Source organism: Nonomuraea fastidiosa, assembly GCF_042751225.1.
Classification (GTDB): Bacteria; Actinomycetota; Actinomycetes; order Streptosporangiales; family Streptosporangiaceae; genus Nonomuraea; species Nonomuraea fastidiosa.
Genome location: NZ_CP170570.1, coordinates 8,075,657 through 8,092,205, shown reverse-complemented (window position 1 = coordinate 8,092,205; position 16,549 = coordinate 8,075,657). Strand labels below are relative to the sequence as shown.

Sequence of the window (16,549 nt, the reverse complement as noted above, 5' to 3'; positions counted from 1 at the left end):
CCCTTCAACGTTCTCCTTCCACCCCACCTCGTCAGCCAGGCGAGGAGACAGGGGCGAACGTCCCGGCGCCGCCGTGACGAAGGGCCGGCCCGACGGGAGGGGCGGGACCTGCGTACCGCACGATCCGGGACCAAAGGCACACGCTCCCGTGACCTCCTCCCGCAGCGCCGTTCACCAGCCTCGATGGAAGCTGAAAGTGAGGGATCGAACGGTGAGGAGAGGGCGATGTCGAAGCAGATCGTGGTCGGCGCGGACGGCTCGCCCGCGGCAGCGGCGGCGGTGGAATGGGCGGCCGACGACGCCACGCGGCGCGGGCTCGACCTGCGCATCGTGCACGTGTGCGAGCAGTGGTCGCACAACCAGGGCGTCGAATATTGCGAGGGCGCGCTCGAAGCCGCCGCCGACATCGCCCACGGCCTCGCCGCCGGCGTCAAGGTGACGACCGAGCTGCTGACCGGCAACGTCGTCGAGCGGCTGATCGCCGAGTCCACGACGGCCGACAGCATCGTGCTGGGCAGCCGCGGCCTCGGCGGGTTCACCGGCATGCTGCTCGGCTCCGTCAGCACCGCGGTGGCCGGGCACGCGGCCGGACCGGTCGTGGTCGTCCGCGCCCCGCACCCGGTGGAGCACGGCCGCGTCGTGGTGGGCTACGACGGCTCCGATCACGCGCGGGCGGCCATGGAGTACGCCGTCGAGCAGGCAAGGAGCCGCCGGGCGAGGCTGCACGTGGTCACCGCCTGGCAGGTGCCGCCGTTCTCCCCGTACGGCGTCGCCTACGGTCAGCTCGTCGAGCAGATCATGGAGGAACTGCCGCGCCGGGCACGCGAACTGGTCGAGCCTTGGCGCACCGGCAACCCCGACCTGGTCGTGACCGACGAGCAGCAGTGCGACCACCCCGCCACCGCCCTGGTCAGGGCGGCCGAGACCGCCGACCTCGTCGTGGTCGGCTCGCGCGGGCGCGGCGGCTTCGCCTCGGCGCTGCTCGGCTCGATCAGCCACGCCGTCCTGCACCACGCGACCTGCCCGGTCGCCGTGGTCCGTCCTCCCGCCGAGAAGGACGCGTGATCGCCTGCCCAGCCCGTCAGCAGCAGAAGCGCAGGTAGTCCCGCAGGTCGTCGAGGATGCGGGCGACGCTGTCGCGGTCGCCCCGGTACAGCACCTCCTTGCCGGCGCGGCGTGAGGTGACGATGCCGCCTCGCCGGAGCAGGGCGAGCTGCTGGGAGGCGGCCGATTGGCTGATGCCGGCGCGTTCGGCGACCTGGTTGACCGACAGCTCGGCGCCCTGGGCGAACAGCAGCATGATCTGCTGACGGCTCTCGTTGGCCAGGGCTTTGAGGAAGTCCTGAGCGGCCTGCGGCAGCCGCGGCGCGCACGTGGCGCCCGCTGTCGCCTCTGACGGTGTCGTGGTCTCGCTCATGCCTGCTCCCTCCCGATACCACCCGCAGCTTACCCCTCGTACCAAATTATTGACATATTAGAAAATGACGGTACGTTCTGCCGCATGCCGAACGACTCCATCCTGATCGTCGGAGCCGGGCAGTCCGGCCTGGCCGCCGCGCACGCCGCCCTGGAGCAGGGCCTGCGGCCCGTGCTGCTGGAGGCGTCGGACCGCCCGGCCGGATCATGGCCGCGCTACTACGACAGCCTCACCCTGTTCTCGCCCGCCCGCTACAGCAGCCTGCCCGGCATGCCCTTCGGCGGCGACCCCGAACGCTACCCGCACCGAGACGAGGTCGTCGCCTACCTGGAGCGCTACGCCACCGCCCTGGTCGAGCGCGGTGCCGAGCTGCGCACCGGCTCCCGCGTCAGCGCCGTGAAGCCCAGCGCGGGCGGCTTCCTCGTACGCCTGGCCGATGGGCAGGAGTGGACCGCCCCGGCCGTCATCGCGGCCAGCGGCTCCTTCGGCCGCCCGCACCGGCCCGGCCTCCCCGGCCTGGACACCTTCACCGGAGGTCCGGTGCTGCACGCCGCCGACTACCGCTCGCCGTCCTCGCTGCCGGGCGAGCACGTCGTCGTGGTCGGGGCGGGCAACTCGGCGGTCCAGATCGCGTACGAGCTGGCCGCCGAACGCCGGGTGACGCTGGTCAGTCGGGCGCCCATCCGCTTCGTCGAGCAGCGCCCGCTGGGCCGGGACCTGCACTTCTGGTTCCGCGTCACCGGGTTCGACCGGCTGCCCCTGGCCCGCGCGCAGATGCCGCCGCCGTCGCCCGTCCTCGATGACGGCCGCTACCGCCGGGCGCTGCGCGAGGGTCGTTACGTGCGGCGGGCGATGTTCACCCGGCTGGACGGCGATCACGCGATCTGGAGCGACCGCCGGCGCGAGCGGGTCGATGCGGTGCTGCTGGCCACCGGGTACCTGCCGGACCTGCCGTACCTCGCCGACATGGGCGCGCTGGACGCCGAGGGGCGGCCGCGCCAGCGCCGCGGCCTGTCGCCGACCCATCCCGGCCTGGGCTACCTGGGACTCGAGTGGCAGCGTACGCCGTCATCCAACACGCTGCGCGGAGTCGGGGCGGACGCCCGTCGCGTCGTCGCCGCGCTGACCCGCCAAGTGCGCGGAGCTCGTCAGGGCGCTCGCACCTCGCTATTTAGATGAACATCTAATTTGACATCTCTCTAATTCGACGGGCATGCTGCCGGTGAGCGCTGCTTAGATATCTTTCGAAGCAAACTGCCGATGAGGAGAAGCACCATGAGCGGATGCCGCGGTCCCGCCCCCGTCGAGCGGGAGCCGAGCCGCCAGGCCCGGCAGCCCGATGACCTGCCCATCGCCGTCATCGGGGCAGGCCCGATCGGCCTGGCCGCGGCGGCCCATCTCACCGAACGCGGCCTCGACTTCGTGGTGCTGGAAGCGGGGGAGCGGGCGGGCGCGTCGATCGCCCAGTGGGGGCACGTACGGCTGTTCAGCCCGTGGACGTACGACATCGACCCCGCCGCCCGCCGCCTGCTGGAGGCCGACGGCTGGAGCGCGCCGGACCCCGACTGGCTGCCCACCGGCGCCGAGCTCATCGACTGCTACCTGGCTCCGCTGGCCAAACTGTTCGGCGACCGGATCCGTACCGGAGCGAAGGTGACGGCGATCAGCAGGCTCGGCTACGACCGCGTCCGTACGGCGGGCCGCGAGCAGGCGCCGTTCCTGATCCGCCTGGCCGACGGCGGCGAGCTGCACGCCCGCGCCGTCATCGACGCCTCCGGCACCTATGCCACCCCGAACGTCCTCGGCGCGTCCGGCCTGCCCGCCCACGGCGAGGCCGACGCCGGTGATCTGATCGACCACGCGCTGCCCGACGTCCTCGGCGCGGACCGCGACCGGTACGAGGGCAGGCACGTTCTGGTGATCGGCGCGGGTCACTCGGCCGCCACCACCCTGCTCGGCCTGGCCGAGCTGGAGGACACCTCGATCACCTGGGCGATCCGCGCGAGCAGCGCCGCCCGTACGTACGGTGGCGGCGAAGCGGACGCGCTGCCCGCGAGGGGAACGCTCGGCACCCGCCTGCACGCCCACGTCGACAGCGGCCGCATCCGCCTGCTGACCGGCTTCTTCACCCACGCCATCGAACGCGAGGGCACGCGGGCACGGGTGATCAGCCGCACCCCTTCGGGACACGAACAGTCGGTTCTCGCCGACCGCATCGTGGCCGCCACCGGCTACCGTCCCGACCACACCATCGCCGCCGAGCTCCGCCTCGACCTCGACCCCGTCCTCGGCTCCACCCGCGCACTCGCCCCGCTCATCGACCCCAATCAGCACTCCTGCGGCACCGTCCCGCCGCACGGCGCGGACGAACTGGCGCATCCCGAGCCCGGCTACTACGCCATCGGCGTCAAAAGCTACGGCCGCGCCCCCACGTTCCTGCTGGCCACCGGCTACGAACAGGCCCGCTCGGTGGTCGCCGCCCTCGCCGGAGACCGGGAGGCTGCCAGGAACGTACAGCTCGACCTGCCCGAGACCGGCGTGTGCTCCTCCAGCCTCGCCGAGGCCCAGGAGCAGCGCGTCAGCCTCTCCGCCGGAATCGGCGGCACCCCGCTCCCGCTGGCGACGTCCCAAGGCGGCTGCTGCGGGTGACGTGAACAGCGCGAAGGCCCCCGCCGGATCGGCGAGGGCCTTCGTTCACGTATGCGTACCGGTGTGCGTGTCGCCTCTCGGCGAAAGGCTCAACGCGGCTCCAGCCGAACGGTAGTCCGCGAAGGCAATAGGTGAGGCCCGGGGACACTGGGCACACCGGCCACGATCCATGTAACCACAACAGGCCGCACGATGTTCCCGAAAGGAACGAAATCAGGTTCCGACCACCGGACTGCGCCGCTCCACCATCAGCACGTCCCGCCACACGCCGTGATGGCGGCCGATGCGCTCGCGGGTCCCGACGACGCGGAACCCGAGCGCCTTGTGCAGGGCCAGGCTGGCGGCGTTCTCAGGGAAGATGCCGGACTGGATCGTCCACACGCCGGCGTTCTCGCATGCGGCGATGAACGCCGTCATCAGGGCGCGGCCGATGCCGTGAGCCTGGCAGCCGGGGTGGACGTAAACGCTGTGCTCGACCACCCCGGCATAGACGCTCCGCGCCGAGACCCGCGAGGCCGCCACCCAGCCGAGCACCTCGCCCGAATCGGCGTCGGCCGCCACGTACCGCAGATGCGGCAGCCGGCTCGCGGTGAAGACCTCCCAGCTCGGCGCGACGGTCTCGAAGCTCGCGTCGCCGGTGTCCAGCCCGGCCTGGTAGATCGCCAGCACCTCAGCCGCGTCGCCGTCGCGCATCGGCCGGATCTCCATGCCCGGCCCCATGCGAGCCTGGCCGGTACGCAGCTCCGCGACGGCACCCGGATCGCCGCACGCGAGATCGGCGGGAAGCGCGGTGATGTCGTCCGTCATGGAGATCTCCTCACTCACAGACCGGCGCGGGCGGCACCGGCTTGCCCATCACCACGTCCGCCGCGGTGGGGAAGCAGCTCACGCAGTTCTCGTTGATCCGGTAAAGGCTGGACGTCCCCTGCCGCTCCACCAGCACGAACCGCACCTCGGACAGGATCTTCAGGTGATGCGACACCGTGGACTGCCCCACCCCGGACGCGGCCACGATCTCGCCCACGCTCATCGGTTCGCGCCGCCGTGCCAGCAACGACACGATCTGGATCCGCGTCGCGTCGGCCAGCGCCTTGAACCAGCTCGCGTACTCCTCAGCCGCCGCACGGGGCAACGGCCCTTTCTCCTCCTTCATCGACAATCGACGATATTCGATGAAGGAGGAATGGGGAAGCCTCCGGAGCGTGGACCGGCCGGATCGCGGTCGGTGGCCGCCTTCCCGCGAGCCCTTCCGGGGCCGGCCGGTCATGGCCGGGTCACTGTCCCGGCAGTGCCTGAAGCTTGGCGGCGTCGACCTCGACGTACTCGACGATCGCGCCGCCGGGATGGCGGACCGTCAGATTGCGGCCGGTGGGGACGTCGTTGGGGCCGTCGAGCGTCTCGCCGCCTTCCTTCGCGACGATCGCGAAGACGTCGTCGATGCTGTCGACGATGGCGGTGGCCTGCACATCACGGTACGGAGCCAGCGCCTGCGGGGCGCCCGCGACCAGGAGGCAACCACCGATGCTCGCCAGCTCGACATCTCCGTACGTGAAGCGCAGGTCCGGCTGCGTGCCGGTCAGGGCCGTGAAGGTGGGCAGTGCGGTGTCCAGATCGTCAACGTAGATGCGGGCGTAGGTAGCGCGTACCGCCATCGGTGCACCTCTTGATCATTTCGATTTTCCCGAATTGACGAAGCGAACCCTACACTGGGGCCGTTCCGAAGCGTCAAACTCGTCGCCGAGCAGGAGAGCCGGATGCGATCGCAACCTCAGCCGAAGACGGCGGACCTGGATCTGGCCGCCGTGCTCCACGCGCTCGGGGATCCGGTCCGCCTCGAGCTGGTACGCCTGATGGCGGCCGGCGGCGAGGTGCCGTGCAGCCCGCCGCACATGGACGTGCCGCGCTCCACGCTCTCCAACCACTGGCGCATCCTGCGGGAAGCGGGCCTGACGTCCACCCGCGCGGAGGGCAAGGCCCGCTTCATGAGCTTGCGCCGTGACGATCTGGAGGAGCGCTTCCCGGGCGTGCTGACCTCGATCCTCGCCTCGACCACCCCGCCGCCGGTGGACGACCGGAACGGTGCTTGAGACAGCGTTGAGGAGCGCACCCGTATGACCACCGCCGTACAGCAGCTGATCGAGGCGGCGCGTCCCGCGCCACCGGCGGAACCGTTCGACTGGGGGCGGGTCGAGCGCCGCCTCGGGGCGTCCGTGCCGCAGGACTACCGCGAGCTGCTCGACGCAGGGGGCGGCGGGCTCTGGCTCGGCTGCCTGCGACTCCACGTCCCCGAGCCCGGCCCCGGTCTCAGGCACGTCGATCTCGAACGGTCACGCCTGGAGTCCGAACAGCTTCAGGATCTGTTCGAGGACGAGGTCGTGGCACCGCCCGACGATCTCGACCCGGACGCCGGGCTGCTGCCCTGGGCCTCCACGGGCGCAGGGGTCACGCTCTACTGGCAGATCTCACGCGCGGCGGCCTCCGGTGCGTACCCGATCCGGATCTCGGACCGGAACGGCGACGTCTGGGAGAGGTACGACCTGCGCACCACCGACCTGCTCCTGAGAATCGTCAAGGGTGAGGTGCGCGGCGAGCTGCTCAACGAGTCGTGGCTGGAGTACGACACGCTCTTCAAGCCCTACGCCGACCAGTAGCGCTCGCTTACCTCTTGGGCTTCGTGGGGGTCAGGTTCTCGTAGTACGCCTTCATCGCGGGGTAGTACTCGTCGAACTCCGGCTTGGCGGAGCCGTCGCGGGAGGCCGCCGGCAGGTCAAGGTAGTACTCCCAGCCGGGACGGCGCCGCCTGGTCGATCGGCCGGTCACCGGTAGGCGGGTAGCTGCCTGATCCGCTCCTGAGCGGGGCGGTAGCTGTGCCGGATCCCGAGGACCCGGCCGATCGCCGCGGCCGAGTAGTCGGCGCCGAGGAAGGCGAACAACTCGCGCAGGCGGGGCGAAGCCTGGGAGGTGTCCCGGTAATCGATCATGAAGCAGTTGGGTTTGGCCGCCGCGTAGGCCCGGAAGTTCTCCTCAGCCCTGGCGAGCCGGAGCCGGGCCGTGCCGGGGTCGAGATCGCGCCACCAGGCACTGGCCATGACATCCCGGTGCTCCCTGGTGTTGAAGATGAGTGCAGGGTTCGGGAAGAGCCGTTCGAGGAAGCCCAGGTACCGGAAGAGGGTGGCGCGGTCGAACTCGTCGTACCGGATCTCCTTGAAGCCGTAACAGCAGACGGAGCCGGGAGCGGAGCCGGCCAGCAGCAGCCGTTCGACCAGGGACCTCGACGCCGAGAAGAAGGTGCCCTCGTCGAAGTCGCAGCCCCACCACGGGTCCCTCACCGTGCGGTTGTACGGCGCCTGCCGCTTGCACGTCAGCACGCTCTGATACGCCTGGAACAACCCGTAACACAGGTTGTCGTTCTCCCCGCGGATGAGGCACCCGTCGATGGTGTTGAGTATGCCCTGCAGAAGAGTGGAGCCGCTGCGGCCGTAGGTGACGACGAGAATCGAATCGAACTTCAACCGGTTCATGGCCCGTGGATCGCAAGTCCTCAGGATCGGAGCGCGACCGTCGCGGGAGCGCGCAGGTGCTCCTGGACGAACTCATGCAGCGACTCGATCATGTAATCCGCCATCTGCTGCGTGATGCCGGGATACACCCCGAGCCAGAAGGTCTGCGTGGTGATGATGTCGCTGTTGGTCAGCTCGCCGGAGACCCGGAACTTCTGGTCGGCGTAGGCCGGATGCCTGGTGAGGTTGCCGCCGAAGAGCTGCCGGGTGCCGATCCTGCGCGCCTCCAGGAAGTTCAGCAGGTCTCTGCGCTGCAGGCCGGACTCGGGCCGGAGGGTGAGCAGGAAACCGAACCAGCTCGGGTCGCTGTCGGGCGTCGGCACCGGCAGCATCATGAACTCGTCCAGGTCCGCCAGCCCCTCACGCAGGTAGCGCCAGTTGCGCCGGCGCGCCTCGCCGAAGGCGGGCAGCTTGGCGAGCTGGGTGAGCCCCAGGGCGGCCTGCAGGTCCGTGCTCTTCAGGTTGTAACCGACGTGAGAGAACGTGTACTTGTGGTCGTAGCCGAGCGGCAGGGTGCCGAGCTGATAGTCGAACCTCTTGAGGCAGCGGTTGTCCTCGCCCGGCTCGCACCAGCAGTCGCGTCCCCAGTCCCGGAACGACTCGACGATGCGTGCCAGCTTCGGGTTGCTGACCGCGACGCAGCCTCCCTCGCCCATGGTGATGTGGTGCGCGGGATAGAAGCTGGCCGTGGACAGCTCGCCGAAGGAGCCCGTCGGGCGGCCCCGGTACAAGGAGCCGACGGCGTCGCAGTTGTCCTCGATCAACCACATGTCGTGCTTCCTGGCGAGCTCGGCAACCTCCGCCACCTGGAACGGGTTGCCCAAGGTGTGTGCGAGGATGATCGCCCGCGTACGAGGACCGATGGCCGCTTCTATGCGATCCGGCGTGGCGTTGTAGGTTTCCAGATCCACGTCGACGAAGACCGGGACCAGCCCGTTCTGCAGGATCGGATTGACCGTCGTCGGGAAGCCCGTGGCGGCCGTGATGACCTCGTCACCGGGCCGCAGCCGCCGCTCGCCCAGCTGCGGGGAGGTGAGCGCGCTGATCGCGAGCAGGTTGGCCGACGAGCCGGAGTTCGTCAGGTGCGCCCTGCCGCAACCGACCACCTTGGCGAAGGCGCTCTCGAACTTGCGCGCCGTCCTGCCCGCCGCGATGCGCAGGTTCATCGCGGCCTCCACCAGCGCCATCCGGTCGTCCTCGTCCAGGACGGCGCCGGACGGCAGGATGGGCGTCCTCCCGGGAACGAACGGCGGGTCACCAGAGGAGTCCCTGTAGTGCCGGCGGATCTGGTCGAGGAAGGAAGCCTCGGTGTCCTGGATCATTGCGCTGCGCCTCCTGTGATTGCCGGGCGCCGTGGGAGCGCCGTCAACATTTGCCCTTATCGCCTTGAGAACAGCTGGGAGCGGCCTCGTGAGAACTCCGCCTGTGCGGCCCACCACGCCTCCTCCAGCCCCGTACGAAGCGGCGTCCGCGGCCGCCACCCCAGCGTCCTGGCCGCCCGGCGCACGTCGAGACAGCAGGCCGGCCGGTCGAACGAGCGCGGCTCGCACTGCTCGGTCATCGGGGTGAAGCCGATGACCTCCGTCAGCACGGACAGCAGGCGCCGCAGCGTCACCGGCACGCCGGAACCGATGTTGAGCACCGGAGGCAGCTCGCCGTCCGGGGAGCAGGCCACCAGGTGCACCCGGATCATCGCCTCCACCGTGTCGTCGACGTAGACGTAGTCCCTGCTGGTCTCCGGGTCGCCGAGAATGCGCAGCGGACGCCCTTCCGCGATGGCCTCCAGCCAGTGCGGGATCACGCCGAGCCCGTTCCAGCTCCGCTGGCGGGGGCCGTAGACGTTGGACAGGCGCAGCACGACCGGCCTGATCGTCTCGTGCCTGGCCAGAAGCTCCTCTTCCAGGCGGAGCTTGGCGACGCCGTAACGGCTGGTGGGCCTGACCGGCGAGTCCTCGGAATACGGAGCCGGATGGTCCGGGTCGTAGGCGGTGCCGCCCGAGCTGGTCAGGACGACCACGGGCCGCCGGCCGGTCGCCCCGACCTCGTCGAGCAGCGACAGGAACGCGGCGCGATCGGCCTCGACCAGGTCGGGATGCCGCTCCGCCACCGCCGGGGTGATGCTCGTCGCCAGGTAGAAGACGGTGTGCGCGCTGAGCAGGCCCTCGGTCGCGCGGCCGCCGCGCAGGTAGGGAGAGTGCCGTCCGAAGGAGAACGTGGGGATCGCCGCGGCACGGAGGCCCGGCACCAGCCGCGATCCGATGAAACCGGTCGCGCCGATGACCGCGACGGGGGCGCTCAGCGCCGGACCGTTCAGCAGGGTCGCCATGCCAGAACCGTCCAAGCGCCGGGGCGCGGATCGTTGTCGAGCTCGAAGCCGGACTCCCCGAGCAGCCGCCGCCACTGCTGCAGGTCCCGCACCCGGCCGCCGAACTTGAGCAGCATGTCGAGGTCCATGAAAGCGCCGTTGTCCCACTGATTCGGGGGGCCGATGAGCTGCTCGAAGACGAACAGGCGGGCCGTGGCGTCCTCGCCGATCGCCTCGCGCACGTTTCGCAGGATCACGCTCGCGCGCTCGTCGTCCCAGTTGTGCAGGACGCTCTTGAGCACGTAGGCGTCGCAGCCGGAGGGGACGCCGCTGAAGAAGTCGCCGGCCGAGAAGGTGATCCGCCGGGCGTCCTCCACTCCGGCCAGGGCCCGGCGGGCCTGCTCGATGACGTCCGGCCGGTCGACCAGCACGCCCTTGGCTCCGGGATTGCGCTTCAGCACCTCGATGAGGAACCTGCCCAGGCCGCCGCCCAGGTCCGCCACGCACCGGAAGCGGCTCAGGTCGCAGGAGTCCAGCAGGGCATGGCCGGTGGTCAGCGACAGCCGCCGCATCGCCCGGTTCATCAGCGCGCCGGCGGCGGGATCGGTCTTGCCGTACTCGTAGAACGACGCGCCGAACACCTGGGGAAAGGCGGGCCCGCCGCCCGAACGCACCACGTTGACCAGCTCGCCATAGGGGCGCCAGGTCATCTCGTGGCCCGCGTACAGCACCGCGTCGCGCAAGCTGTCCTGCGCGTCCTCGCGCAGCGGCTCCGACAGCGGCGTGAGAGCCCACTCGCCGCCGTCGAGCCGCTCGAACAGGCCCACCGCGGCGGCGGCGCGCAGCAGCCGGCCGAGCGGGTCGGGAGCGCAACCGGCGACCTCGGCCAGCCGGGAGGTCGACAGCGGGCCCTGCGCGAGGTGGTCGGCGATCCCGAGCGCGGTGACGGCGTACAGGACGTGTGATATGCGCAGACCGTTGGTCATCGTCAGCAGCCTGGCCTGCGGCGGAAGACTGGCCGCCCCGGGCGGGCCGACGACGCCCACCGGCGCGGATAGCCGCTTTCCCATGGTCTGAACCTCCTGACGCGGAATCAAGACGGCGCGAAGCCTCTCCCAGCAACTCCTACGCCGCTCCGCTCGAGAGCCGCTGAACGCGCCAGCCGATCGGGGCGCGGCCCGTATCAGCGGGTTTCGAGCTGCGCACGAGCCGTTTTCGCTGTCCTGACCCTGACCTGCCGCCCCAAACCGCGAAGGAGCACGATGCATCGAACGCTGATCGTCGCCCGGATGGACCCAGCGCGCGCCGACGACGTCGCCGCGATCTTCGCCGACTCGGACGCCACCGATCTTCCGCACATGATCGGTGTCTCGGCCCGGAGCCTGTTCACCTTCCACGACCTGTACTTCCACTTGGTCGAGGCGGATCAGGACATCGCCGGCAACCTCTACAAAGCGCGCAGCCATCCCCTCTACCAGGACATCAACCAGCGGCTCGCCAAGCACATCTCGCCCTACGACCCCGGATGGAGCGAGCCGAAAGACGCGATGGCGCGCCCGTTCTACCGCTGGACCGCAGAGAGCCGGAACGTTTAGGAGGCGGAAAATGCGCGAGTTCACCATGGACGACCTGCGCACCCTGCTGCGCAGGTGCGCGGGACAGGACGATGCCGCGGATCTCGAAGGCGACCTGACCGGCAAGACCTTCGAGGAGCTGGGCTACGACTCGCTGGTCATCCTCGAACTGTCGGTACGGCTCAGCGACGAGTACGGGGTACGCGTCGACGACGACGAGACGGAGAAGCTGCGGGGACCCGCCGACGTCATCGAACTGGTCAACACCCGGCTGGGGGTGTGACGGGCATGGCAGGGCACACCGAGAACGCCATCGTGATCGCCGCGCCCATGGAGCTGGTCTGGGACATGACCAACGACGTCAGCTCGTGGCCATCGCTGTTCAGCGAGTACGAGAGCGCGGAGATCCTGTCCGAGGACGGCCCCACCGTACGGTTCCGGCTGACCATGCACCCCGACGAGAACGGCAAGAAGTGGAGCTGGGTGTCGGAGCGCACCCCCGATCCGCGGACGCGCACGGTGCGGGCCAGGCGCGTCGAGCCCGGCCCCTTCGAGTACATGAACATCTTTTGGTCCTATCGCGAGGTGCCCGGCGGGATCGAGATGAGGTGGGAGCAGCACTTCCACCTGCGCCCCGACGCGCCGGTCGACGACAGCACGATGACCCGGCGCATCAACGCCAACTCCGCCGTGCAGCTCAAGCGGATCAAGGACCTGGTCGAGCGGGCCGCGGAGGAGAGCGCATGACCGGGCTGAGGGGTGCGAACGCGCTGGTGACCGGCGGCACCCGGGGCATAGGCCGCAGCGTGGTGCTGCACCTGGCACGGGCGGGCGCCAACGTCATCACCTGCTACCGCTCCGACGACGAGGCGGCGGGCCGCCTGGAGGGCGAGCTCAAGGAGACCGAAGGCACGCACCACGTGCTCAAGGCCGACGTCGCGGATCCGGCCCAGGTGACCAGGCTGGTCGCCGAGTGCCGGTCCAGGTACGGCTCCCTGCGTACGGTGGTCCACAACGCCGGCGTCATCAGCCATGTGCCCTTCGCCGCACTCGACGGCGAGGAATGGCACCGCGTCCTGGACACCAACCTGTCCTCGGCCTACTACCTGACGCGAGAGGTGCTCCCGCTGCTCTCCGAGGGCTCGTCCGTCATCTACATCGGATCGAAGGCGTCCCTGGTCGGCATCCCGCTCCGCGCGCACTACACCGCGGCCAAGGCGGGACTGATGGGCCTGGCCCGTTCCCTGTCCAAGGAACTGGGCGGGAAAGGCATCAGGGTGAACGTGGTCGCCCCCGGCATCATCGACACGGTGGAGCCGGGCGACGCCGCCGACGCCGCGCTCGACCAGCGGCTGGAGGAGTACCGCAAGCGCAGCCCGCTCGGCCGGCTCGGCCGTCCCGAGGACGTCGCCCACGTGGTGGCCTTCCTGGCCGGCGACGGTGCAGCCTACATCACCGGCGAGACCGTGAACGTCGACGGAGGTCTGTGACGTGGCCGGCGGGCCGCGCGTGCGGGTCATCGTCAGGCACTCGGCGGCGCCTGACGAGAAGGAGCTGGAGGAGACCTACCGCCGGGTGAGCGCCGAGCTGGCCGGGACTCCCGGCCTGCTCGGCAACGAGTTGTGGCGTTCGGCGACGGAACCGGTCACGTATACGATCATGAGCGAGTGGCGGGACATCGCCGCCTTCCACGCCTGGGCCGGCGACCCCGAGCGGCACCGGGTCACCGAGCCGCTGCGCCGCTTCCGTACGGCCGCCGACCGCAACGCCGAGATCTATGAAGTCACAGCGGAGCACTAGGCAGGGGAGAGGCCATGCCGTACGCGGCGATCACGTATCGGGTCAAAGCCGGTTACGAACGGGAGATCGGCGAGATCTTCGCACGCTTCAAGCGCCCGGACTCGCCGATACTGCGTGACGAGGAGGGACGGCCCGCCGGGCTGCTGCTGGGCACCGGGCTGTTCGTCAAGGACGACGTGGCCGTCCGCGTCATCCACTACGAGGGCGAGCTGGCGGACGTCGCCCGCCACATGTCCGACCAGGAGGGGATACGGGAGACAGAACGGGCGCTGCAGCCCTACCTCGCCACCCCGCGCGACACCTCCACGCCCGCGGGCTTCATCGAGCACTTCCACAGCGCCGCCATGCACGTCGTCCAGCAGTTCAGCCTGCCGGAGAAGGTGGCGGAGATGCTGCGCTCCGAGGTGGAGGCCGGGCGCGTGCCCCGGTGATGTCCCTGAAACCGTTTGAGCCCCGGGCCTGCCCGACAGGCCCGGGGCTCACGCTTCATCGCGCTCAGGTCATCGCGTCGCCCTGCGGTAGCGCCAGACCGCGAACGCCGCGAAGGCGAGGGTCCAGGCCAGCAGCGCGCCGAGGCCGCCCGGCGTGGGCGGCTCGCCGGCCACCACCCGCCAGCCGAGGTCGCCGGCGAAGTAGGCGGGTGACAGCTCCGCGAACGTCCTGACGGCCTCGGGGAACAGCTCGACAGGGTACCAGAGGCCGCCCAGGATGGCCAGCGCGAAGTACAGGCCCACGGTGAGCCCCTGCGCCGATTCCGGCTTCGTCACATAGCCGATGCCCACGCCGAGGGCCGCGAACGGCAGCGAGCTCACCCAGAGCAGGCCGATGATGGCCAGCCACTGGACGGCCGGCAGCCGTACCCCGCCCAGCAACAGGCCCGAGCTCAGGACCAGCGCCACGGCCACCGGCACCGCCGCGGTGCCGGCGATCAGCTTGCTGACCAGGTAGGCCCGTGGCGTCAGCGGAGTGACGGCGAGCTGGCGGGTCCACCCGCGCTGCCGCTCCAGCGCGATCCTGCTGGAGCTGAACAGCGCCATGCCCATCGCGCCGTAGGTGGCCATGGACACCATGTAGAACGCCCTGGCCTCGCCGGGGTTGTCGCCTCCCACGTTGAGGACGTGAACGAACATCACGTACATCACGACGGGGAAAAGGATCAGGTAGATCAGGAAGCTGGGCGTCCGGACGAGGCGGATCAGCTCCAGGCGGACGAAGGCCGGCATGTCAGTTCTCCTCGTGCGTGAGCGTGACGAAGGCGTCTTCGAGGTCCACGCCGCCGACGTCGATGTCGTGCGCGTCCGGGTAGGCCGCCATGAGCGCGAAGAGCGTGGCGTCGGAGTCGGTCGTACGCAGCGTCACCCGCTCGCCGCGGAGCTCGGCCGACGTCACGCCCGGCAGGCCGCTCAGCTTGCCGTCGTCCGGGTCCGTCAGCGTGCACTCCACGAGCCTGAACGGCACCATGGAGCGGATCGTCGCGACGCTGCCGTCGGCCACGACCCGCCCGTTGGCCAGCAGCACGATCCGGTCCGCGTAGGCCTCGGCCTCGGCCAGATAGTGGGTGGCGAAGAGCACCGTGCCGCCCATCTCCGCCAGCGAGGCGACCTCCCGCCAGAAGTCCCTGCGGCTCTCGACGTCCAGGCCGACCGTCGGCTCGTCCAGGACGTACAGGTCCGGCGAGCCGGCGATGGCGAGCGCGAAGCGCACCCGCTGCTTCTGGCCTCCCGACAGCTTGCCGAGCCGGCGGCCCCTCAACGAGGTCAGCCCCGTGTCCGACAGGAGCTTGCCGACCTCCCTGCCCTGCGGGTAGAGCGCGACCACGGCGGAGATCAGCTCCCCGACGGTGACCTCCTCCACCAGGTCGGCCTCCTGAAGCATGGCTCCGACGCGGCCTTGAGCCACCGCCTGTTTCGGCGGGCCGCCTAAGACCTCCAGCGTGCCGGAGTCCGGGCTCAGCAGCCCCAGCACCATGTTGAGCAGCGTCGACTTGCCGGCCCCGTTGGGGCCGAGTATCGCCACCATCTGGCCGCGGGGAATCTCCAGGTCCAAGCCATCGACGGCGGTGACCTGCCCGTACGATTTTCTCAGTTCCTTGACGGATATGACGGTGTCTGTCATGGCGTCCACACTCGTCCTCAGGCTTCGCGATGTGTAGTGCGGAATGTCACGACCTGTCACCGGCCACTGCGGCCAGCGCGTCCGCGGCGGCCCGGTAGCCGCCGTCGACCTCCAGGGCGCGACGCATGCCGCTGACGGCACGCCGGATCGACGCGCTCCGCGCCACGTGATCGACCGCCTCGCGCAGCGCTTCAGGCGTCGTTCCCGAGGCGTCGAGCCGGGTGCCGAGGCCGAGCGCCGCCACCTGGTCGGCCGTCACCGCGTGCTCCGGGGTGAGAGGGAGCACCACCATCGGCACCTCCGCCGCGATGGACTCCACGGCGCTGTTGACCCCGCCGTGGGTGACGAAGGCATCGGCGGCCCGCAGCACGTCCAGTTGCGGAACCGAGGGCGCGGCGATGACGTTGCCCGGCAGGGTGAGCGCCGGCGTGTAGTCGCCGAGCGACAACACGACTTGCCAGACGTCGTCGGCGAACGCCTTGCACACGGTGTCCACCAGCTCAGGCGACAGGCTCATCACGGTGCCGAAGGAGATGTAGACGACGCGCCGGCCGGGAGCGATGCGTTCGAGTAACCGGCGGTCGGCCGGCGCGGCGAGGTCGATGCTGGAGCCGACGAAGACGAAGGGGGCGCCGAAGGTCTCCCCGGCGGGGTGGAACGCCCTCGGCATGATCACCAGGACCAGCTCCTCGTCCCGCGCGAACAGCTCGTGCGGCCGTGCTGTGAGCCCGAAGGTTCGGTTCAGGCGGTCGAGCGGAGGAACGATCTCGGCGAAGGCCGGGGCCAGCCGCTCGCGGATCGGGGCGTAGCGTGGGCTGTTCATGAGGGAGAAGTGCTCGTTGCTCACGTACGTCGGCACGAACTGCGCCGCGGGCCCGGGCATGATCTTGCTGAGCAGCCGGCCCAGACGCAGGTCTGGTCGTAGAGGATGACGTCCGGCCTGGTGTCACCGAGCCGGTCGATCACCTCGGGGAGCACGCTCTCGGCGGCCTTGGCCAGCCAGACGGGGAACATCGCGAACCGGGTGAGCGGGTCGGCGTACCGCTCGGGCGGCGCGACCCGGATCGGGTGCAGGCCGGCCCGTCTCGCGTACCTGCCGGCCATAGCTCTCCGGAAGGTGATAGAGCAC

The 16,549-nt window shown here is 70.2% G+C and carries 24 protein-coding genes; 11 read left to right on the top strand and 13 right to left on the bottom strand.

Features of this window, described 5'->3' with window-relative positions; genetic code table 11:
- Positions 1–225 precede the first annotated feature (225 nt).
- Positions 226–1,065, top strand: a complete 840-nt coding sequence (locus ACFMQL_RS37455) for a universal stress protein (RefSeq protein WP_364069326.1) — start codon at positions 226–228, stop codon at positions 1,063–1,065.
- Positions 1,066–1,081: 16 nt separating this feature from the next.
- On the opposite strand, the gene ACFMQL_RS37450 is transcribed toward ACFMQL_RS37455, so the two are convergent.
- Complete coding sequence (locus tag ACFMQL_RS37450; RefSeq protein WP_364069328.1) at positions 1,082–1,417, bottom strand: metalloregulator ArsR/SmtB family transcription factor; 336 nt, start codon at positions 1,415–1,417, stop codon at positions 1,082–1,084.
- A gap of 84 nt (positions 1,418–1,501) precedes the next feature.
- On the opposite strand from ACFMQL_RS37450, the gene ACFMQL_RS37445 reads away from it, so the two are divergent.
- On the top strand, positions 1,502–2,596 hold the full coding sequence (locus ACFMQL_RS37445; RefSeq protein WP_364069330.1) for an NAD(P)/FAD-dependent oxidoreductase: 1,095 nt from the start codon (positions 1,502–1,504) through the stop codon (positions 2,594–2,596).
- Positions 2,597–2,692: 96 nt separating this feature from the next.
- Positions 2,693–4,066, top strand: a complete 1,374-nt coding sequence (locus tag ACFMQL_RS37440; RefSeq protein ID WP_378789545.1) for an FAD-dependent oxidoreductase — start codon at positions 2,693–2,695, stop codon at positions 4,064–4,066.
- Positions 4,067–4,279: 213 nt separating this feature from the next.
- Here ACFMQL_RS37440 and ACFMQL_RS37435 read toward each other — a convergent pair whose 3' ends face one another.
- From ACFMQL_RS37435 to ACFMQL_RS37425, 3 genes are all read right to left on the bottom strand, one after another.
- A complete protein-coding gene (locus tag ACFMQL_RS37435) occupies positions 4,280–4,873 on the bottom strand; it encodes a GNAT family N-acetyltransferase (protein WP_378789543.1) in 594 nt (197 codons plus the stop codon).
- Between the two features lie 10 nt (positions 4,874–4,883).
- On the bottom strand, positions 4,884–5,219 hold the full coding sequence (locus tag ACFMQL_RS37430; protein ID WP_378789542.1) for an ArsR/SmtB family transcription factor: 336 nt from the start codon (positions 5,217–5,219) through the stop codon (positions 4,884–4,886).
- A 121-nt stretch (positions 5,220–5,340) separates the two neighbouring features.
- Complete coding sequence (locus ACFMQL_RS37425) at positions 5,341–5,718, bottom strand: VOC family protein (protein ID WP_378789540.1); 378 nt, start codon at positions 5,716–5,718, stop codon at positions 5,341–5,343.
- Positions 5,719–5,820: 102 nt separating this feature from the next.
- On the opposite strand from ACFMQL_RS37425, the gene ACFMQL_RS37420 reads away from it, so the two are divergent.
- Together ACFMQL_RS37420 and ACFMQL_RS37415 are read left to right on the top strand one after the other, a co-directional pair.
- Positions 5,821–6,153: a metalloregulator ArsR/SmtB family transcription factor gene (locus tag ACFMQL_RS37420; RefSeq protein ID WP_364069342.1), complete on the top strand. Its 333-nt coding sequence runs from the start codon at positions 5,821–5,823 to the stop codon at positions 6,151–6,153.
- Positions 6,154–6,177: 24 nt separating this feature from the next.
- Complete coding sequence (locus ACFMQL_RS37415; protein WP_378789538.1) at positions 6,178–6,717, top strand: hypothetical protein; 540 nt, start codon at positions 6,178–6,180, stop codon at positions 6,715–6,717.
- A 7-nt stretch (positions 6,718–6,724) separates the two neighbouring features.
- Here ACFMQL_RS37415 and ACFMQL_RS37410 read toward each other — a convergent pair whose 3' ends face one another.
- The 5 genes from ACFMQL_RS37410 to ACFMQL_RS37390 are packed head-to-tail and all read right to left on the bottom strand — an operon-like array spanning position 6,725 to position 11,001.
- On the bottom strand, positions 6,725–6,886 hold the full coding sequence (locus ACFMQL_RS37410) for a hypothetical protein (RefSeq protein WP_364069346.1): 162 nt from the start codon (positions 6,884–6,886) through the stop codon (positions 6,725–6,727).
- Positions 6,883–7,587: a sulfotransferase gene (locus ACFMQL_RS37405; RefSeq protein ID WP_364069348.1), complete on the bottom strand. Its 705-nt coding sequence runs from the start codon at positions 7,585–7,587 to the stop codon at positions 6,883–6,885. Before ACFMQL_RS37405 ends, ACFMQL_RS37410 begins: the two co-directional genes overlap by 4 nt.
- A gap of 20 nt (positions 7,588–7,607) precedes the next feature.
- Positions 7,608–8,948 carry a lipopolysaccharide biosynthesis protein RfbH gene (gene rfbH, locus ACFMQL_RS37400; RefSeq protein WP_364069350.1) on the bottom strand — a complete coding sequence of 447 codons (1,341 nt, stop codon included), beginning with the start codon at positions 8,946–8,948 and terminating at the stop codon, positions 7,608–7,610.
- 56 nt (positions 8,949–9,004) lie between these two features.
- The gene (locus tag ACFMQL_RS37395; RefSeq protein ID WP_364069352.1) at positions 9,005–9,952 is read right to left on the bottom strand and encodes an NAD-dependent epimerase/dehydratase family protein; all 948 of its coding nucleotides are present in this window, start codon (positions 9,950–9,952) and stop codon (positions 9,005–9,007) included.
- Positions 9,937–11,001, bottom strand: a complete 1,065-nt coding sequence (locus ACFMQL_RS37390) for a methyltransferase (protein WP_364069354.1) — start codon at positions 10,999–11,001, stop codon at positions 9,937–9,939. The genes ACFMQL_RS37395 and ACFMQL_RS37390 overlap by 16 nt, the downstream gene beginning before the upstream one ends.
- Before the next feature lie 192 nt (positions 11,002–11,193).
- Between ACFMQL_RS37390 and ACFMQL_RS37385 the strand changes: the two genes are divergently transcribed.
- Genes ACFMQL_RS37385 through ACFMQL_RS37360 form a run of 6 tightly spaced genes read left to right on the top strand, consistent with a single transcriptional unit; the run spans position 11,194 to position 13,736 of the window.
- The gene (locus ACFMQL_RS37385) at positions 11,194–11,526 is read left to right on the top strand and encodes a TcmI family type II polyketide cyclase (protein WP_364069356.1); all 333 of its coding nucleotides are present in this window, start codon (positions 11,194–11,196) and stop codon (positions 11,524–11,526) included.
- Positions 11,527–11,536: 10 nt separating this feature from the next.
- Positions 11,537–11,788: a phosphopantetheine-binding protein gene (locus tag ACFMQL_RS37380; RefSeq protein ID WP_364069358.1), complete on the top strand. Its 252-nt coding sequence runs from the start codon at positions 11,537–11,539 to the stop codon at positions 11,786–11,788.
- A gap of 5 nt (positions 11,789–11,793) precedes the next feature.
- Complete coding sequence (locus ACFMQL_RS37375) at positions 11,794–12,252, top strand: SRPBCC family protein (protein WP_364069360.1); 459 nt, start codon at positions 11,794–11,796, stop codon at positions 12,250–12,252.
- Positions 12,249–12,995 carry an SDR family NAD(P)-dependent oxidoreductase gene (locus ACFMQL_RS37370; protein ID WP_364069362.1) on the top strand — a complete coding sequence of 249 codons (747 nt, stop codon included), beginning with the start codon at positions 12,249–12,251 and terminating at the stop codon, positions 12,993–12,995. The genes ACFMQL_RS37375 and ACFMQL_RS37370 overlap by 4 nt, the downstream gene beginning before the upstream one ends.
- Before the next feature lies 1 nt (position 12,996).
- On the top strand, positions 12,997–13,305 hold the full coding sequence (locus ACFMQL_RS37365) for an antibiotic biosynthesis monooxygenase family protein (protein WP_364069364.1): 309 nt from the start codon (positions 12,997–12,999) through the stop codon (positions 13,303–13,305).
- A 14-nt stretch (positions 13,306–13,319) separates the two neighbouring features.
- Entirely contained in the window at positions 13,320–13,736 is a 417-nt protein-coding gene (locus tag ACFMQL_RS37360) for a SchA/CurD-like domain-containing protein (protein ID WP_364069366.1), read from the top strand.
- Positions 13,737–13,805: 69 nt separating this feature from the next.
- Here ACFMQL_RS37360 and ACFMQL_RS37355 read toward each other — a convergent pair whose 3' ends face one another.
- Genes ACFMQL_RS37355 through ACFMQL_RS37340 form a run of 4 tightly spaced genes read right to left on the bottom strand, consistent with a single transcriptional unit; the run spans position 13,806 to position 16,524 of the window.
- Positions 13,806–14,528, bottom strand: a complete 723-nt coding sequence (locus tag ACFMQL_RS37355) for an ABC transporter permease (RefSeq protein ID WP_364069368.1) — start codon at positions 14,526–14,528, stop codon at positions 13,806–13,808.
- 1 nt (position 14,529) lies between these two features.
- Positions 14,530–15,420, bottom strand: coding sequence for an ABC transporter ATP-binding protein (locus ACFMQL_RS37350; RefSeq protein ID WP_364069370.1), 891 nt, complete (start codon positions 15,418–15,420; stop codon positions 14,530–14,532).
- Positions 15,421–15,466: 46 nt separating this feature from the next.
- A complete protein-coding gene (locus ACFMQL_RS37345; protein WP_378789531.1) occupies positions 15,467–16,303 on the bottom strand; it encodes a nucleotide disphospho-sugar-binding domain-containing protein in 837 nt (278 codons plus the stop codon).
- The gene (locus ACFMQL_RS37340) at positions 16,264–16,524 is read right to left on the bottom strand and encodes a hypothetical protein (RefSeq protein WP_378789530.1); all 261 of its coding nucleotides are present in this window, start codon (positions 16,522–16,524) and stop codon (positions 16,264–16,266) included. Before ACFMQL_RS37340 ends, ACFMQL_RS37345 begins: the two co-directional genes overlap by 40 nt.
- Between the last annotated feature and the right edge of the window lie 25 nt (positions 16,525–16,549).

Bases quoted from the DNA above. Each gene is read 5' to 3' on its own strand.
- ACFMQL_RS37455 (WP_364069326.1), top strand. From the start codon at position 226: ATGTCGAAGCAGATCGTGGTCGGCGCGGACGGCTCGCCCGCGGCAGCG.
- ACFMQL_RS37450 (WP_364069328.1), bottom strand. From the start codon at position 1,417: ATGAGCGAGACCACGACACCGTCAGAGGCGACAGCGGGCGCCACGTGC.
- ACFMQL_RS37445 (WP_364069330.1), top strand. From the start codon at position 1,502: ATGCCGAACGACTCCATCCTGATCGTCGGAGCCGGGCAGTCCGGCCTG.
- ACFMQL_RS37440 (WP_378789545.1), top strand. From the start codon at position 2,693: ATGAGCGGATGCCGCGGTCCCGCCCCCGTCGAGCGGGAGCCGAGCCGC.
- ACFMQL_RS37435 (WP_378789543.1), bottom strand. From the start codon at position 4,873: ATGACGGACGACATCACCGCGCTTCCCGCCGATCTCGCGTGCGGCGAT.
- ACFMQL_RS37430 (WP_378789542.1), bottom strand. From the start codon at position 5,219: ATGAAGGAGGAGAAAGGGCCGTTGCCCCGTGCGGCGGCTGAGGAGTAC.
- ACFMQL_RS37425 (WP_378789540.1), bottom strand. From the start codon at position 5,718: ATGGCGGTACGCGCTACCTACGCCCGCATCTACGTTGACGATCTGGAC.
- ACFMQL_RS37420 (WP_364069342.1), top strand. From the start codon at position 5,821: ATGCGATCGCAACCTCAGCCGAAGACGGCGGACCTGGATCTGGCCGCC.
- ACFMQL_RS37415 (WP_378789538.1), top strand. From the start codon at position 6,178: ATGACCACCGCCGTACAGCAGCTGATCGAGGCGGCGCGTCCCGCGCCA.
- ACFMQL_RS37405 (WP_364069348.1), bottom strand. From the start codon at position 7,587: ATGAACCGGTTGAAGTTCGATTCGATTCTCGTCGTCACCTACGGCCGC.
- rfbH (WP_364069350.1), bottom strand. From the start codon at position 8,948: ATGATCCAGGACACCGAGGCTTCCTTCCTCGACCAGATCCGCCGGCAC.
- ACFMQL_RS37395 (WP_364069352.1), bottom strand. From the start codon at position 9,952: ATGGCGACCCTGCTGAACGGTCCGGCGCTGAGCGCCCCCGTCGCGGTC.
- ACFMQL_RS37390 (WP_364069354.1), bottom strand. From the start codon at position 11,001: ATGGGAAAGCGGCTATCCGCGCCGGTGGGCGTCGTCGGCCCGCCCGGG.
- ACFMQL_RS37385 (WP_364069356.1), top strand. From the start codon at position 11,194: ATGCATCGAACGCTGATCGTCGCCCGGATGGACCCAGCGCGCGCCGAC.
- ACFMQL_RS37380 (WP_364069358.1), top strand. From the start codon at position 11,537: ATGCGCGAGTTCACCATGGACGACCTGCGCACCCTGCTGCGCAGGTGC.
- ACFMQL_RS37375 (WP_364069360.1), top strand. From the start codon at position 11,794: ATGGCAGGGCACACCGAGAACGCCATCGTGATCGCCGCGCCCATGGAG.
- ACFMQL_RS37370 (WP_364069362.1), top strand. From the start codon at position 12,249: ATGACCGGGCTGAGGGGTGCGAACGCGCTGGTGACCGGCGGCACCCGG.
- ACFMQL_RS37360 (WP_364069366.1), top strand. From the start codon at position 13,320: ATGCCGTACGCGGCGATCACGTATCGGGTCAAAGCCGGTTACGAACGG.
- ACFMQL_RS37355 (WP_364069368.1), bottom strand. From the start codon at position 14,528: ATGCCGGCCTTCGTCCGCCTGGAGCTGATCCGCCTCGTCCGGACGCCC.
- ACFMQL_RS37350 (WP_364069370.1), bottom strand. From the start codon at position 15,420: ATGACAGACACCGTCATATCCGTCAAGGAACTGAGAAAATCGTACGGG.
- ACFMQL_RS37345 (WP_378789531.1), bottom strand. From the start codon at position 16,303: ATGCCCGGGCCCGCGGCGCAGTTCGTGCCGACGTACGTGAGCAACGAG.
- ACFMQL_RS37340 (WP_378789530.1), bottom strand. From the start codon at position 16,524: ATGGCCGGCAGGTACGCGAGACGGGCCGGCCTGCACCCGATCCGGGTC.